The following is a 15,814-nucleotide window of genomic DNA, read 5'->3' on the forward strand; positions in this document are numbered from 1 at the left end:
GACCGGCGTCGTAGCCAGTCCGGGAACGCCAGTCCGGCCCCAGAGCCTCTACCAGGAACAACTCGCCGAGTCCTGTACCGCCAGCGCCCGGAGCGGGGGTGCGCGCCAGGGCACGGGTGTCGCACGGCACCCCGGCGGTTGGGACAACACCGGGCCCGGATAAGTGATCTGGGCCCGGTGGCGGCCTTCCTCGAAGGCACCCCTGGGGGCGGAAGCACGCGGGAGGCGGATGGCGCGACCATCAGCTCCGCTTCGTGTCTGCGAATGTGCACACCCATAGGGAGTGGGTGACACAGGCCACGAAAAGCGCGTCTCGCGATGCGAGATAACTCGGTCTGGGTGGGGCGCTGTTCACGCGTCGACGACCCATTGGGCGGGCCGTTCAGGCGAGTTGGGGCACGCGGAGGACACGCCGCCTCGCGACAGGTCCAGGCAACAAACAAGGCCCAGGTCTCCGACCTGGGCCTTCGCTATGGAGCGGGTGACGGGAATCGAACCCGCGCTCTGAGCTTGGGAATCAACGGGATCTTAGGGGGCAACGGCGCTCTGAACTGCGACTATTTGGGTGCCGGGCCTTGCTGGAGGCGGTCAGTTTCGACCGCTGTTGACCCTGGTGTACCGCGCTAAAGGGCTGGGATGGGGCTGGCTGCCGATGGTGTGGGGGCGGAGGTGGCTTGTGCGGGCTTGGCTCGGGTGCGGAGAGGCGCAGTGGGTCGGTGCCGGCAATGAGGTGTGCACGCGCGAATGCGGCCGGCTACTGGATTAAAAGTCCCGACGGACACGTGACCGACGGTCCTACGCAGTCGGCCACAGTCCACTCATGCCAGGCCGGAGGACATCTGGCTGGCGTCGGGTCCACCGCCAGCCAGTCTGTGCCACGTCGTCCGCTCACGCATCGCTCACGCATGGCGGACGGCTGACCAGCCGTTTGAGGCGGTTGCCCGCGAATAGGCATCGCACCTTTGGTAGCGGCGGCCACTCGATCCGTGTTGCCAACGGCCCCGGCGTACACCCGCCGGGGCCGCACTTTCATATCGTTGCACGTGAGAGTGCGCAGACCCACCTTTCATGCTATGCGTGAGGCACTTTTACGGCATAAGGGCGATTACGTGGCAATGGGGTGGCTCGGCTCCCGGAAGCGGCCTTCGTGTCGCGTCAGCCCCGTTCCTCCTCTTCGGCTTCCAGGAGCCGGATTCCCTGGTGCGTCAGCGTGACCATCACGGGGGTGTTTCCCTGTGCCCAGTCGACGGTGACCAGCCCTTCGCCCACCAGGTATGCGCAGGCGGCGGCCAGGTCCTGCTCGGGGATCTGAAGATCGTCGCGCAGCTTCGCCCCGGTGACGCCGAGGAATCGATTGCCTTCCGTGGTCTCGTACAGAGCCTTCATGATCGTCTCGCGGTAGTGCTTCCGCTCGTGCAGTGTTGCCATGATTGCCGCTCACTCGTGCCGGGCACCGACTCGGCGCCTGTGGGCCAGGCGCGGTGGTAAGCCTGCCCCACCGCCCTTGCGGGCCCTCGCTTCAGATTTCGTCTGTCTGTGTGCGGGCGTCCCCGGAGGATCGACTGGATACCAGCCAGGGCTGCGCCGGCTCTGGCCTGTGGGTGGTGTCGACGGTGAGGTGGAGGCGGGTTCCGCCTGAGTCGTCGACGGGGTAGCTGCGCTGTTCGGTGGCGGCGAAGCGACGACGGAGGGCGTCTGCGACCTGACGGGCGGCTTCGGGGGACGCGGCGACGATGCGTACGTCGGCGCGCCCCGCTGAAGGGTGTTCTGGCGACTTCATGCTGACCTCGCTCATGGGGACCTCGCTCATTGAGGGCGACAGGAGGACGTGTCGGTGGGTGTGATGCCGTCGCGTCACACCCACCGCCCCCAGTCAGAAACAGGTCGGTGTCATCCGCGGCCCCCGTTTGCCGAGACGGCTCCGCCGTCGGTCTCCCAGTCTTCTTCCCGCCACAGCTCCTCCTGTGCGTCATGGGTGGTGTGCTCGCTCGTCATGAGGGCGCTGGCGGTCAGCAGGCCGCCGGAGGTGGCTGCGGCGGACATCAGCCGGGCGGCGGCGGCCGGATGGGTCTCCGGCGGGATCACCAGCAGGTCCCAGCGGCCCGCGGTGTAGGAGAGGAGGATCAGCTTGTTCGGATCCTGCTCTTCCGCGAACCAGCCCACGTGCACCGTGTGCCCGGCCACCGGCACCTTGCGCGGCACCACGGGCCAGTAGGTCGGGTTCACCGTGACATGAGTGATCCGGCCCCAGCGCGCGTCCAACATCGCTATCAGAGCGGGAAGTTCACGGAAGAGGTCGCGAGAGCGAGGCCACCAGGCACCGTCCAGAAGACCCGGAGGCGATCCTGCCGGAGTGAAGGAGAGGCGGACCGGTGGCGAAGGTGCGCGCTCGCTGATGATGACGCGGTCGATGGTCGCGGTCATGGCGCGGACCTGTCCCCGGGGCTCGTCGTCGAACGTCCCGGTGTTGTTGCTCGCCGGAAACGACACCGGCGTGGGAGCCGGTGTGCAAAATACTCCCGGTCTCTTCACCCTACTCCGGCCAAGGCCGTCCGTGACGGTGTACGTGAGCAGGAACTTTCCCGGCGAACGCGGATCCGGCGCCGTCACCGCGGGGTGCGCCCGTGCCCCGGCACGCGGAGTACGGTGAAGTGAGGAGGTCGCCTCGCCGGGCGGACGCACCGCGCTGGAAGGCGGGCGAATGCACATGGCCGACTCCGACACTCCCGGCGTCCCGCAGCTTCTGCCGGACGCGGTGCACCACGCCGTCAGGTCCGGGACGGCCCTGTTGAGGCTGGCGACCACGCAAACCCGCGAGCAGGTTCTCGACGGCGCGTGGTGGCCGCGTTCCCGCGACATCGGCGCCGAGCTCCCCAGCCTGATCGCCGCGCTGACCGAGCACCTCGGACCCGTCCTGCGCGTCGGCCTCGACGCCGGCGCCTGGGAAGAACTACCGACCCGCCTGATCATCGACGACCGGGTCGTGCACATCGACTCCTTCCCGGTCGGCGACGACACCGTCCTCATCACCCGAGGCGACCAGGACTACTTCTCCCTGCTCGTGGTCCCGCCGCACGCGACACCTGAAGCCGCCCGCTCCGCCATGGCCAGGGCCGTCCAGGCCGGCAACCTCACCCAGGCCGAGCAGATCCTCATCGACACCGGCACCCATCGGCCATACCCGGTTCCCGCGGAAGAGCCTCGGACGGGCCGTGAACCCGGCGAGCGGTGAGGTAGCCGTCGAGGCTTCGACGCTCCTTTGACGACAGGGACGCAGGTCGCCTCGAAGGTGCGGTTCCGACGGGCACCAATAGGTGACACTACGTCACGTGTCGCATGTGCAGAGTGATGGCGGTGGAGAGGGCCGGGACTCCGGTGCGCTGAGCCCTTCGGCCGTCTTGCCGGGGCTCGACGAGGAGCAGCTGGGGCTGCTGCGTCGGGTGGGGCGTGAATGGGGGCGGGTGTCGGCTCCCGAGGCGTGGCACCGGGCGCTGCCCGTGGATTCCGATCTGGGCCGTTTTCCGTCCCCCGCGGAGATCCAGCCTGTCGGGTGGGGTCGTCTGGTCAGCGTCTCGCCTCTCGGCGGGCGGCCGCCCGCCCCCGGCGAGGCCGCGGGAGAGCTGCCGCCCGGCCGACTGGGCCGCTTCGGCTACCACGTGCGACGCGTCGTCCTGGGGGCCGCCCTGAAAAGCACGGCGATCGCGCAGGAGCGGATGCGCAAGCTGGTGGCGTTGCCCGTCCTGTCCGCCGACGCGCTCTCCTCGGTTGCCTACGGGCCCGAGGCCATGCTCGCCGTCCTCGTGCTCGGCGGCGCGGCGGGACTGGCCTGCTCCGTGCCGATCGCCGCCACGATCTCCTTCCTGATGCTGGCGGTGGGGGTGTCGTACCGCCAGACGATCCGCGCGTATCCGTACGGCGGCGGCTCGTACATCGTCGCCAGCGGCAATCTGGGCCGCGTTCCCGGACTGATCGCCGCCGCCGGCCTGATGACCGATTACATCCTCACGGTCGCCGTGTCGATCGCCTCCGGAGTGGCGGCGATCACCTCGGCGGTTCCCTCACTCGCCACCGACGCGGTCCCGATCGGCGTCGGTGTGATCGCCCTGCTGCTCGCCGGGAACCTGCGAGGCATCCGGCAGGCCGGCGCACTGTTCGCCGCGCCGACCTACGCCTTCATCATCGCGGTGTTCGCGCTCGTCACCGTGGGCCTCGTCGACGCCGCCGGCCGCGGTTTCCACCCCACTGCGGCTCCGCACCTGAACGCCACGGAGAGTGTCGGTGTACTGCTGGTGACGCGCGCCTTCGCCTCCGGGGCCACGGCGATGACCGGTATCGAGGCGATCTCCAACGCGGTGCCGGCATTCAAGCCCGTGGAGTGGCGCAACGCCCGTACCACGCTGACCTGGATGATCGGCCTGCTCATCGCGCTGTTCGCCGGCACGATCGCCATGGTCCGACTCGACGGCGTCGTGCCCGGCACCCAGGAGACGGTCCTCTCCCAACTCGCCCACCACAGCTTCGGCTCCGGACCGCTGTACGTCCTCACACAGGCCGCCACGGCCGCGGTGCTGCTGCTCGCGGCGAACACCGCCTACAACGACTTCCCCCGCGTGCTGTTCCTGCTCGCCCGCGACCGACACGCCCCACAGCTCTTTCTGCGCCTGGGCGACCGCCTCGCCTTCAGCAACGGGATCATTCTGCTGACGATCGCGGCGACGCTGGTCTACGTGGCCTTCAACGGCACGACCGCGTCCCTGATCCCGCTGTACGCGGTCGGCGTCTTCCTGGCCTTCACCCTGTCCCAGGCCGGAATGGTGGTCCACTGGTGGCGCCTGCGTGACCGCCACTGGCGCAAGAGCCTGTTCTTCAACGCCACCGGCGCCCTGCTGTCGGCCGTCGTCTTCCTCACCGCCGGCCTCACCAAGTTCACCGAGGGCGCATGGGTCGCCGTGCTCGCCGTCGGACTGTTCCTCGTGGTGACGATGCGCATCCGGCACCACTACGAGACCGTGGGCAAGGCTCTTCGTCTGCACCCGCACGCCATCGAGCTTCCCACCCCCACCCTCCCGGCCCGCCCCGGTCCCGACGCGGCACCGTCCGCGGCGACAACTCCGCAGTCCCCCACGGCACTTCCCGACGCCCGGACGGAAGAAGAGGACGAGGAGACACCCCAGGAGATCCGCCACCTGTCGGTCGTCCCCATCGCGGCCATGGACCTGGCCGGCATGCGCGCACTGGCCTACGCCGCCTCGCTCCACCAGCCCGTACTCGCCCTCCACGTCAGCCCCGAAGAGGACGAGGCCGAACGCTTCCGCCAGTACTGGACCCTGTGGGGCGACCACCTCCCGCTGGAAGTCGTGGTCTCCCCCTATCGCGCGATCGTCGCACCACTCGTCCACTACATCGAAGCCCTGCACGCGAAGCGCCCGGACCTCACCGTGACGGTCATCGTGCCGGAGATCGTCACCATGCGCCGGCGTTACCGCCTGCTGCACAGCAGGATCGCCCCACGGCTGCGGCACGCCCTGCGCCCACTGCCGAAGATCGTCATCACCACGGTCCCCTTCCACGTGTAGCCACCTCCCCGTGGCTGTGTCGGTGCTTTGCGGCCTGCCGACCAGGACGTGCCGGTGACCTGAACGGTGTGCGACAGCTCGGGCGGCCCATCGGGGGTGGAGGATGATGTGCTGGCCGGTGGCTCGCTGCGGGGGCATGGCGATCTCCGCCCAGACGCATGTGCCGCAGGTGGTCCGATCCCCTCCAGCCGGCCCATTTCCGTGAGTTGGGGAACGAGGAGGGCACGCGGCCTTCGAGAGGTCCAGACAATAAACAAGGCCCAGGTCGCTGACCTGGGCCTCAACTATGGAGCGGGTGACGGGAATCGAACCCGCGCTCTGAGCTTGGGAATCAGGTGGGCTTTTGGGGCATCCTGTCTGGCCAGCAAAGACGCCGCGGCGGGAGAGCTGGCCCGGTACAGCCATCGCATGGTGGTGCGGCTGTCGGCTCACTCCAGGACGGCGAGGTGGTCGGCGGCGCCCCCGCGCCACTCGATCAGGAAGAGGGTTGCGTCGTCGCTGGTGCTCCCGCCCCGCTCCTGTTTCAGGGTGTGGGAGAGCGAGCGCACCACCGCCCGCGGCCCCTTCCCTGAGTGCTCGATGCGGTTGACCCAGTGGATGAGTTGTTCCTCGCCGAACTGCTCTTCGCCGGCTTCGTGCTCCTCGATCAGGCCGTCGGTGAAGCACAGCACCCGGTCGCCGCGTTGGAGCATCTGCTCGCTGATCTGGGGCTCTTCACCACCGAAGCCGACCGGCAAGGTGGTCGGGCTCTCCAGTTGCCGGACGACCTGGCGGTTGCGGATCAGCAGCGGTGCGGGGTGGCCCGCGTTGACCCACTGCAGATGGCCCGTTGTGATGTTGAGGCGCATCATCTGCGCGGTGACGAAGTGGTCGGGTCCGAATTGCTCGGCGATGGCCCGGTCCATGAACGCGTAGATCTCGGACAGACCGACTTCGGCGCGTCTGGCGTGCCGGTAGGCGCCGATGGCGACGGTCGCCATGGTGGCGGCATCCAGGCCGTGGCCCATCGCATCGACCATGGCCACATGCAGGATGTCCTCGTTGAGGGCGTAGTCGAAGCTGTCGCCTGCCACGTTGTAGGCGGGCTCCAGGATTCCCGCCACCGCGACCTGCGGGACGGACATCGCCAGCGGCGGCAGCAGGGACCACTGGATCTCCGCGGCCACGCTCATCGGTTCGCGGCGCCGGGCGAGGAAGAACTGGTCGGTGTAGCTGTGCTTGGTGACCAGCATGTCGGCGACGAGGCCGGTGAGTCTGCGCAGCAAGCGCCGGTCATCGTCATCGACGGTGTCCATGGTGAGAGCCAGCACACCCACCTGGTCGCTGCCGTCCAGCAACGGCAGATACATCCGAACGCCGTCGTCCTGCGATACCTCGACAGGGGCCCCGCACAGGAAGGCCGTGCCCGCGTGCGAGTCATCGATCAGCTCGGGCCGGCCGACGGTCAGCCGCCTACCTGGCAGCGGCACCAGCAGCAACTGCGCATAGTCCTGGAGGAGGATCGAGACGTGACGGCCGCCGACCCTCGCCACCTCTTCCGCGACCAGCGGGGCGATCAACTGCGGCGGCATCTCGTGCGCCCGGTCCAGCAGCACCCCCAGCAGTCGCTCGCCGAACCCTTCCGACCGGTCCACGGCGCCCGTGTCCGCCTCCCGCTCACCTGCCGCCATACCCATGCCCTTTCACCAAGCAGCCTCGTTGCGACGTCACCCGCCATGCCGGCCGTCTCCAACGGGTCGGTCACCGAGCGGCCTGGCGTTCGACTTCGGTGGCTTGGCTCCGGTAGCACTGCGCGCGGGTCTGGATGAGGGGGAGGGGAAGGTGAGCCGGTCCGTGAATGACTGAGTGCGGGCGGGAGGCAACGAGGCCCTGCCGCACTCCACGGTCGGAGTGTTCGAGTCCGTTGCGGCCCTTCGGCTCCTCCCGCTCGGTGAGGGGCCGGAGCACAAGTTCACGCCTTGCTCGGCGGCCGCCGGCCGCGCAAGGACTGGCAGACCCCCTCATGCGACTGTGCACGCGGGCTCCGGAAACCACCGTGATCGACTCGCACAGAGTGACCCGGCCAACCGGGCCAGAGGGCTCATTGAGCCAGTGGCGGCGTGTCAGTCTCTCCTTCAGGGCCGCCGGCTCAATGGCGTGGCGTGCGGTGGAAAGGTCCGGATAAGAGATAAGCCCCAGGCTGGTTGGCCTGGAGCTTTCCTCCGGAGCAGGCTGCGGGACCGACGTCGCGCTCCCGATGACTGACACGATGCTCAGGCACCTTTCGTGGCATCTGGTACCTGGGCAATGGCTGCTTGGGCGGGCGAACGTGAGGTCGGCAGGCTTGCGCCATGGCCGCCTTCGGAGTCCCAGACCGAGACCAGGGACAGTTCCATCTCCTCCGCGATCCGGCGTTGCTCCGCTTCGTCCATCAGGGCGCTCGCGGTGAGGGTGCACCGCGGATCGGCGGCCTCGGCCATGAGCCGGGCGGCCGTGGCGGGGCTGGTCTCCGGAGGGATCACCAGGAGGTCCCAACGGCCGACGGTGTAGGAGAACAGCAGCAACTTGTGGGGATCTTGCTCGGCCTTGAACCAGCCGACACCCACCACATGCCCGTCGACGGGCACCTTCCGTGGGATGACCGGCCAGAACGTGGGGTTCACCGTGGCATGGGTGATTCGCCCCCACAGTGGGTCGAGGACGGCCGTCAGTGCGGGCAGTTCCGCCGCGAGGTCACGGGAGCGGGGCCACCACGCACCGTCGAGCAGAGCCGGAGCACTGCCGGCCGGCGCCAGCACGAGTCGCAGGGGCAGCGAAGCGGTCCGGTCTTCGACCGCCGGCGTATACGCAATGGTCGTGGTCATGACGTTGGACCCTGCCCCGGGCCAACCGTGACCAGCCCGGTGTCGTGAATCGCCGAAAACGACACGAGCATGGGAGCTGGTGTGCGGAGTGCCCTCGGTAATTTCAGCTTACTCCCGGTAAGGCCCGCTGGACCGATGCGGAGCGACGTGGGTGCACGACAGAGAAGACCTTGGAGCAGTCGGCCCGAGAACCGCGAAGGGGCAGAGCCTCCCGTGCGGGCAGCCGGCGTGTGACATCGGCTGCCAAAAGGGGGCTGTCAGCCGCGGGACGGCGTGGGCCGTCATCCGAGGAAGGACAGCCGGACTTGGCGTTCGGGGCTGTCCCGGTCGGTGTTCACCAGTACGACGGACTGCGAGGTCCCCAGCTCCAGCTCACCGTCGACTACGGGCAACGTGGCGTGTGGCGGGACCAGAGCCGGGAGTACGTGGCCGCTGCCGTGGCCGGGACCGCCGTGGCGGTCCCGCCAACGGCCGTCCGCGGGAAGAATGTCGCGAAGCGCCGCCAGCAGGTCATCGTCACTGCCCGCGCCGGTCTCGATGATGGCCAGGCCGGACGTCGCGTCGGGGGTGAAGACGTTCAGCAGTCCGTTTCGCCCGTGAGCGACCTCCCGGAGGAACGCGGAGCATGCGTTCGTCAGGTCGTGCATGGTCTCCGTGGCGCCGGTTGCAATGTCGAGGGTGCGTGTGGTGAAGGTGCCAGCCATGCTTCACCGGTTCCCCTCGCGGAGGAAAAGCACTAACGGCTGGATGGGTTGTTCCTCCGGGCCTCCGCCGATAGGGGCACGTGCTCCCGGTTCGGACGCCGCCTGAGCAGGGCGTCAACTGCGCTCTTCTTCTTCGGCCTCCATACACCGGATGCCTTGGTGCGTCAGCGTGACCATGGCCGGCGTATTGCCCGCGGTCCAGTCGACCGTGATCAGGTCCTCGCCCACCAGATACGTGCAGGCGGCAGCCAGATCCTCTGCCGGGATCGCGAGATCTTGGGCCAGCTTGGCTCCGGTGACACCCAGGAGGCGGTTGCCTTCAGTGGCCTCGTACAGAGCCTGCATGATCTTCTCGCGGTACGCCTTCCGCTCGGTCAGTGATGCCATGGCTGCTACCTCCGGGGAGAACGGTGTCGCGCTCATCGCGGCGGAGAAGTGCCGGATGCCCGGTCGAGGGGCCGGCTCTGTCACAGCCGCGTATCTGAGGCCCGGCTTCCTCGGACCTCGTCCGCATGCGGACGGTCACGCGCGGCTGACTCGCTGGTCACCAGCCATGGCGCGGCCGTCGTGTTGGGCTCGGTTCTGATCTCTCCACACGGGGTGGCTCACCTTCCGGACGCGTGCAACCACCATCCGGAGCAGAGCCATCGAGACGCAGGGTGGGGATGGATCCCACAGCCCGCGAAGGGGCTGTGGGAGGACATAGGTCCAACGCGCCCTGTGCACGCCACGGAGGGGGATACGACTCTCGTCGCCCATCGCCGGTGTGGCAGCTGCTTGTCATAGTCAGGAAGCAACCATGATCGCCATGTGGTGCTCTTCCGCCGGGGGCCTGCGAGATCGTGCCAGGTGGTTACGCACGATTGCGTCGCGTCCCGTGCCCTTGGCCATAGGGTGCTATCCGCGTCGCGGGCGCGACGCCCAGTCCATCTACCCACCGCCCAGAGGCCCCCAGCTTCAGCTGCCACGGAGGGCCTCCCGGGTGTCACGGATCTGCGCCGGGTGCTCGCGATCAGGCCGCAGGGCTGAGGATATGCGCGTAACAGCCGACGAATGGCGCCCGTGACCAGCACGGCTTCCTGCGCGTACGGTCGTCAGGGGCTTGCGGGCTGGGCCCAAACGGCGGGCGATAGCTCTGGCGGCCCGTCGGGGGCGGAGAATGAGCCGTTGACGGATGACTCGCTGTGGGGGCATGGCGATCTCGGCCCAGACGCATTTGCCGCAGGTGGTGTGCTCGGCCCCGTGGCAGAGGGACAGGCGGTCGATGAGTGCCATACCGCGCCCGGACTCGTCCTCCGAATCCGCCCAGTGCGGAACAGGGAGGACGAGCGAACCATCGTAGACCTCGACGAGGATTCGCCGTCGGCTGAGGTTGGCGGACACCGTGATGGTGAGCACCGTGCTGGTGCCGTGCCGCACCGCGTTGGTGACCAGTTCCGAGGTGATGACGGTCAGTGCGGTATCGGAGGACTCGTCGAGGCGGAGCCCCCACTCTTTCACCAGACCCTGGAGACGGCGACGGCTGATCGGCACCGAGGTCGGATCGCGGACCAGAAGGAAACTTTGGCTGTGAAGGCGCATGCCGGAGACCCTTCGACGGACTTCAGACCGGGGCTTGAGGCGAGGGGAGATCGCTGAGCGGCAGGCCGACGTGATTCACGGGGATGCCTCCCTCAGCAGGGACGGCTGTGCGTGGGTGGGCGCCGCATGCCGACCGTTGTCGGTATGACAGCCCTCAGGGGGGAGTGCGGCCGGGGAGGTCGCTATCCGGGTGGTCTGTGGGCTACGTCGTCGCTACTTCGTGGCGATGACGTACACGCTTCCCCAACGGCGCTTCGGGTTGGCGATCGTGGGGTCGAAGGTCCACGGCTCCACGGTGGTGAAGCCGGCCTCGGTGAAGAGCTGGACGAGCTTCTCGTAGTCGTAGGCCCAGAGGTGCGGGGTGTACTTGGGATCGTCGTCCTGGTCGCGGAAGACGAGGTTGACGAGGTCGAGCCGGGTGTTGATGTCGTTGCGGCAGTTGCGCTTGGCGTACCAGCGTTCGAGCATCTCGTCGGCGGGGTTCAGTGGCCCGGGGTACTGGCTGAGGGCGAAGGCGGCGTCGGGGACGCCGGTGATGATCTTGCCGCCCGGTGTGAGTGCGTGGTGGGCCTCGCGGACGTAGTTCTTGGCGGAGCGGGGGTAGTCGATGTGCTCCAGGAAGTGCTCGGAGAAGATCAGCTCGACGGTGTCGTCGTTCAGGGGGATGCCTTCGCGGACATCCCAGAGCAGGTCCGCCGGCGGGACGGCGTCGATGTTGAAGAAGCCCTCGATGCGGTGGGTTCCGCCGCCGATCTGGACCTTGGAGGGCTTCCGGTTGATGCGGCCGTCGGGCCAAGCCCGCTGGCTGGCGTGGTGGTAGCGGTGGAGTTCGATCTCCTTGGCTGTGTGGCGGAGTGCTCGGGCCAGGCCGTGGGTGGTGGAGGGGTCGCTCAGTAGGGCGTCGATCTGCTCGCCGAGGAGGTCGACGGAGGGCAAGCCGAAGTAACTCATGGCGGGGCTCCTGGGAAGAAGAGGTAGCAGAGCAGCTGCTGGTGAAGGCTGCAGTGGTTACGCGGCGCTGGGCGCCGGGGCGGTCCACTGGTTGTTGCGCATGAGGGTGTACTTGATGTCCACCAGCCGCGGGGCGATGGTCAAGGAGAGCTGCTCGGCCGGGTGGAGGTGGCCGGCGTCGTCCTGTTCGGCGCGCCAGATGCGGTAGTCGAGGTTGGGGTAGGCGGGGTTGATCCCGATCTCGCCCTTGGGCATCGTGCCGTTGAACGGGGCGACGATGTCCATGTGGTTCCAGTAGTTCCAGGCTTGCAGGGCCTTGTACTGGTCGAAGTAGAAGTAGAAGTCGGGGTAGCGACCGAATGTGCGCAGTTCCCGGTGGATGAGGTGGCCCAGCAGGGGGCCGAGCTGGGTGGAGAGGGCGTCGAATTCCCAGCGTTTGTGATGCCAGGCTTCCGGGGCCTCCCCAGGGGCGAAGAGCCGGGCTGCGATGAGGTGGCTGATTCGTTCGACCAGGTAGTCGGCCGCGTGGTTGATCTCGATGGTCGGGTCGACCTGGTGGATGAGGTCGGCCAGCTGGCCGGGCCTGGGGCGGAACTTCGCGAGGTCGAACTTGCCGGCCATGTTCGGGTAGGAGGCGAAGAGCATCTCCTTGTACAGCCAGTTGTTCAGCTCTCCGATGTCGGCCAGGCGTCGAGTGTGCTGCGAGGTCGAGTGGAGCATCAGGTACTCCGCCAGCGCCTCGAAGTACAGGTAGCCGAGGATCGGTAAGCGGGGGATGGTCTCGTCGAGTAGGCCGAGGAAGGGCCTGGCGGCGATGTGTGTGCCTCGGTAGGCCACGGCTGCTGCGGTGGCGAGGAACGCAGCAGAGTTCTTCACCCGGGCCACGACGGTCTCGCGTAAGCGGTGGCGCTCGCTTTTGCTCAGCAGGTATTCGAGGTGGCAGTAGATCCGCAGGTGGATGAGGCCGAGGCGCAGGTAGTCCACTCCCGCCAGCCCTTGGTACGCCTGCGGTGGGGTGTTGATCTCGAAGATCAGTGGGGTGGGTACGCGGTCGGTGACGCCGAGCTTGGCCAGGAAGGCCGGCGCCTCCTTGGTCAGGACGTACGCGGCCAGGTTGTGCATCCGCAGGCCCCGGTCCGTAGCCGTGAGCGGGGCGCAGTAGATGCTGCCGACGAGGCAGCCGCCGGACGGGTAGAGCACTCCTTGCTCGTTGATCTGTTCAAGGGCGTGGGTGACGTGGAGAAGGTGCAGTCTGCTGTTGCCGTTGAGGGCCTCGAAGAGGGAGTTCTGGCGCAGCAGGCGCCCGTTTGGTGTGGCGGCGAGCCGCTCGTCCCAGGTTGCCGACTGTCGGGCCAGCGGGTCGTTTGTGTCGGCAGGGCTGGGGATGAGGGTGGTGTCGTAGAAGGCGTGGGCGTCGGCCCAGAGGTGGTAGGCGTCGAGGAAGTCCATGGTCACGCCAGCTCCTTCTCCGCAAGCGCGTACAGGACGGCCGCCGGGCTGTGGGCACCGGCAAGGTGGGCCTTCTCGGAGATGCTCACGAGGTCGAAAGCGAGGCTGCGGAACGTGTCGAAGGCGGGCTCTTTGACGTGCTGGGCGTTCGGCCAGCACCTGGTCTTCGGCAGGCGGTATCTGTCCAGGGCATCGGCGGCCTTCACCACGTCGCAGATGATCTGGGTTCGCAGGTAGTCGGCCTGGTCGTCAGGGCTGAATGCGCCGTAGGGCACGTCGTGCAGTCGTATGGCGGTGGCGGCCCTTGTGACGCGGCGCGGTGTGGCCGTGAGGTCGAAGCGGCCCCAGACGGTGTCCGCATTGGCGGCGAGCCATATCGCCGCGCGTTCCCCGTGGCCACGGTCGTCCTTGTCGTGATGGCGCTGGTAGTCGTGGACGGCGGCGGCAACGATGGCGGTGGTGGTGTCGGAATCGTCCAAGCCGTTCGCCTCGGCGAGGATGGCGGCCAGTGCTGCGGTGCGCATGGCGTGCCGAACGCCGTGGATCGAGTCGTACAGCCGGGGCTCGGCCATCCAGTCGCGTGGTAGCCCGGTCCGCCGCAGGAGGTGCTGCGCGATCGGCCGAAGGGCCGGTTGCGGTGAGGGCTGGAGGTCAGGCCGATTGGTGGTGATCCAGTCGATGGTGGCCCGGTCCATGTACTGGTGGAGTGGTAGCTGCCCTCGGGCAGCAAGGTCGATCAGGCTTGCGGTCGTTGGGGTCGTGCCCATCAGTGCCCACCCCCTCGGTGGTCTCCGCGGTGACGTGCTCCTACCGGATGGGCGCGGCTTGCCGCTCGCGCTCCTTGCGTTCCTTCTCAGCGGCTTCGAAGGCGGCGGTGAACTCGGCCAGCTCCTGCTCGGTCATCAGGGTGACGCCCAGCTCATTGGCGACATCCGTGATCTTGGCGGCTGCCACGGCACGAGCGGCGTCGGGGGCGTCGTCGTCCAGCAGGACCTCGAATTCGGCGTGGTATCCCCATGCCTCGCTCCACTTGACCGCGATCTCGACACCGTCGAAGCGGAAGTTGTGCCGAAGATTGGACGCCTCGTGCATCTCTTCCTCGAACCCGAGAGCGTTGAACAGCTTCACCGCGGCGCCCACGTCGGCCGGGGCGATGGCGAACTCCGTCTCCGCGAATGAGGCGCCCTGGCCGATCTTGCTTCCCTTGAGGGTGATCTTGGCGGTGCCGGCAGCCGTGTTGTCGGTGACCTTCAGCAACTGGTCCGGCAGTACGTAGAAGTAGATGTGCTTGTCGTCGGGGCCCAGGTCCTTGCCGTCCCTCCGCAGACGGTCGACGAGCTGGTCACGAGTCTCCTTGCCGAAGCGGGCACGCATCTCGATCTCGATGGGCATGGGCGTATCGCCTCCTGAATCAGGCATGACGGAGCCAGCCGGACCGGCGCCAAGGGGGTGGGTGCCGGTTCGGACGGCTGCTGCTTCTTCGGTTGTGGGGCAGGGGCGGGGCGGTGCGGCCGTCACTCGGCCCGGCTCACCACCCCGCCGGATGGATCACTAGTCAGTCCAGGTCGCCGAAGCGTTCCCGGACTACGCCTTCGTGCAGGTAGGTGGGGAGCTGGACACCGCCCACCGAGGTGCGGCTGGTGGCCACCTGCTCCTCGGTGTCGCTGGGGAAGCCCTCCAGGAGTCGCAGGCACTGCTGCACCCACTCACGGGACTTGGGCCGGTCCCCCAGGTCGCGGTGGCGTACTGCCAGGGCGTACGCGGTCTCGGTGGCCGCCCACCGGTCCGTCGTCAGTTCGCGCTGGAAGACGGACTCCAGCTCCTCGGCGGAGGCCAGGCGGGTCTGGATGGTCATGGATTCCCCTCTGAAGTTCGGTCGTGCACTGATGGTGCTCAACGCATCGGCGTCCCCGCGGTGACGCCGTAACCCGCCGCTAGTAGGTGTAGATCTCCGCGAGGGTCTTGTAGTCGTGCAGCTCGTCCTTGTCGAACCACAGCTCAAGCTCCTGCTGCGCTTCCTCCTTGTTGCCGGAGGCGTGCACGAGGTTCGCCACGGCCTTGCCCGAGGCGATGCTGCCCGCGGCGCTGTAGTGCGAGAAGTCGCCTCGCACCGTCCCCGCCGGCGCCTGGTTCGGGTACGTGCTGCCGACAATCTTCCGCACCGTGGCGATGGCGTCGAACCCTTCCAGCACCAGCGCGATGACCGGCCCCTGCTGCATGAACGTCGACGTGACGCGGTAGACCTCCGACCCCAGCCGCTCCTCAAGATCGAAGTAGTGGCGCCGGGTGAACTCCTCGTCCATCCACTTCATCTTGGTGCCGACGATCTTCAGCGCGGCTTCCTCGAAACGGGTGATGATCCTTCCCGCCAGACCACGCACCAGCGCATCGGGCTTGAGCAGGACGAGCGTGCGCTCAACGGGGTGTTCCTGATCCTCAGCCATGGGGTCCCTTTCGCTTGTATGCACAGAGATTGACGGCGGATCAGCCGCCAGGTAGCTGAGGTTACCGGCGCCCATTTGCTCGACCGGACTCTCGGGCCTTCCCTCAGATGGCGGACACCGGAAGGCGGCACGATAGGGCCGAAAACAGGGATTCGTTTCAGCCAAGTGCGTTGGTCTTACTGCTCGTTGGGTCCGTTCACCTAGACTCTCCCCTTGGTGGACCGGCGCTGTCGGGCGCGGTCAGATTGGCCGCTCAGGGCGATTCC

General features: G+C 67.8%; 16 protein-coding genes. 2 read left to right on the forward strand and 14 right to left on the reverse strand.

The window, feature by feature from the left end:
* Positions 1–1,155 precede the first annotated feature (1,155 nt).
* The 3 genes from GR130_RS00900 to GR130_RS00910 form a co-directional block, all read right to left on the reverse strand.
* Positions 1,156–1,428, reverse strand: a complete 273-nt coding sequence (locus GR130_RS00900; protein WP_016577979.1) for a hypothetical protein — start codon at positions 1,426–1,428, stop codon at positions 1,156–1,158.
* A gap of 91 nt (positions 1,429–1,519) precedes the next feature.
* Entirely contained in the window at positions 1,520–1,780 is a 261-nt protein-coding gene (locus tag GR130_RS00905) for a hypothetical protein (RefSeq protein ID WP_159509597.1), read from the reverse strand.
* A gap of 110 nt (positions 1,781–1,890) precedes the next feature.
* The gene (locus tag GR130_RS00910; protein WP_159502953.1) at positions 1,891–2,424 is read right to left on the reverse strand and encodes a DUF5994 family protein; all 534 of its coding nucleotides are present in this window, start codon (positions 2,422–2,424) and stop codon (positions 1,891–1,893) included.
* A gap of 283 nt (positions 2,425–2,707) precedes the next feature.
* Here GR130_RS00910 and GR130_RS00915 point away from each other — a divergent pair, with 283 nt between their 5' ends.
* Both GR130_RS00915 and GR130_RS00920 read left to right on the forward strand, forming a co-directional pair.
* Entirely contained in the window at positions 2,708–3,232 is a 525-nt protein-coding gene (locus GR130_RS00915) for a DUF5994 family protein (protein WP_159502954.1), read from the forward strand.
* A 481-nt stretch (positions 3,233–3,713) separates the two neighbouring features.
* The gene (locus GR130_RS00920; RefSeq protein WP_236573888.1) at positions 3,714–5,576 is read left to right on the forward strand and encodes an APC family permease; all 1,863 of its coding nucleotides are present in this window, start codon (positions 3,714–3,716) and stop codon (positions 5,574–5,576) included.
* A 428-nt stretch (positions 5,577–6,004) separates the two neighbouring features.
* On the opposite strand, the gene GR130_RS00925 is transcribed toward GR130_RS00920, so the two are convergent.
* The 11 genes from GR130_RS00925 to GR130_RS00975 form a co-directional block, all read right to left on the reverse strand.
* The gene (locus GR130_RS00925) at positions 6,005–7,246 is read right to left on the reverse strand and encodes a PP2C family protein-serine/threonine phosphatase (protein WP_159509601.1); all 1,242 of its coding nucleotides are present in this window, start codon (positions 7,244–7,246) and stop codon (positions 6,005–6,007) included.
* A gap of 582 nt (positions 7,247–7,828) precedes the next feature.
* A complete protein-coding gene (locus GR130_RS00930; RefSeq protein WP_055583422.1) occupies positions 7,829–8,419 on the reverse strand; it encodes a DUF5994 family protein in 591 nt (196 codons plus the stop codon).
* Between the two features lie 281 nt (positions 8,420–8,700).
* On the reverse strand, positions 8,701–9,123 hold the full coding sequence (locus GR130_RS00935) for a YjbQ family protein (protein ID WP_016578932.1): 423 nt from the start codon (positions 9,121–9,123) through the stop codon (positions 8,701–8,703).
* 114 nt (positions 9,124–9,237) lie between these two features.
* Positions 9,238–9,510 carry a hypothetical protein gene (locus GR130_RS00940; RefSeq protein ID WP_055583423.1) on the reverse strand — a complete coding sequence of 91 codons (273 nt, stop codon included), beginning with the start codon at positions 9,508–9,510 and terminating at the stop codon, positions 9,238–9,240.
* Positions 9,511–10,080: 570 nt separating this feature from the next.
* Positions 10,081–10,704 carry an ATP-binding protein gene (locus tag GR130_RS00945; protein WP_159502955.1) on the reverse strand — a complete coding sequence of 208 codons (624 nt, stop codon included), beginning with the start codon at positions 10,702–10,704 and terminating at the stop codon, positions 10,081–10,083.
* Between the two features lie 213 nt (positions 10,705–10,917).
* Positions 10,918–11,655, reverse strand: coding sequence for a class I SAM-dependent methyltransferase (locus GR130_RS00950; RefSeq protein ID WP_159502956.1), 738 nt, complete (start codon positions 11,653–11,655; stop codon positions 10,918–10,920).
* 57 nt (positions 11,656–11,712) lie between these two features.
* Positions 11,713–13,104 carry a hypothetical protein gene (locus GR130_RS00955; RefSeq protein ID WP_159509603.1) on the reverse strand — a complete coding sequence of 464 codons (1,392 nt, stop codon included), beginning with the start codon at positions 13,102–13,104 and terminating at the stop codon, positions 11,713–11,715.
* A gap of 2 nt (positions 13,105–13,106) precedes the next feature.
* On the reverse strand, positions 13,107–13,799 hold the full coding sequence (locus GR130_RS00960; protein ID WP_159502957.1) for a hypothetical protein: 693 nt from the start codon (positions 13,797–13,799) through the stop codon (positions 13,107–13,109).
* A 112-nt stretch (positions 13,800–13,911) separates the two neighbouring features.
* Positions 13,912–14,496: a hypothetical protein gene (locus GR130_RS00965; RefSeq protein WP_055583427.1), complete on the reverse strand. Its 585-nt coding sequence runs from the start codon at positions 14,494–14,496 to the stop codon at positions 13,912–13,914.
* 163 nt (positions 14,497–14,659) lie between these two features.
* Complete coding sequence (locus GR130_RS00970) at positions 14,660–14,959, reverse strand: hypothetical protein (protein ID WP_018088334.1); 300 nt, start codon at positions 14,957–14,959, stop codon at positions 14,660–14,662.
* Positions 14,960–15,038: 79 nt separating this feature from the next.
* Complete coding sequence (locus GR130_RS00975; protein WP_159502958.1) at positions 15,039–15,548, reverse strand: nucleoside-diphosphate kinase; 510 nt, start codon at positions 15,546–15,548, stop codon at positions 15,039–15,041.
* Between the last annotated feature and the right edge of the window lie 266 nt (positions 15,549–15,814).

It is taken from the genome of Streptomyces sp. GS7, from assembly GCF_009834125.1.
Classification (GTDB): Bacteria; Actinomycetota; Actinomycetes; order Streptomycetales; family Streptomycetaceae; genus Streptomyces.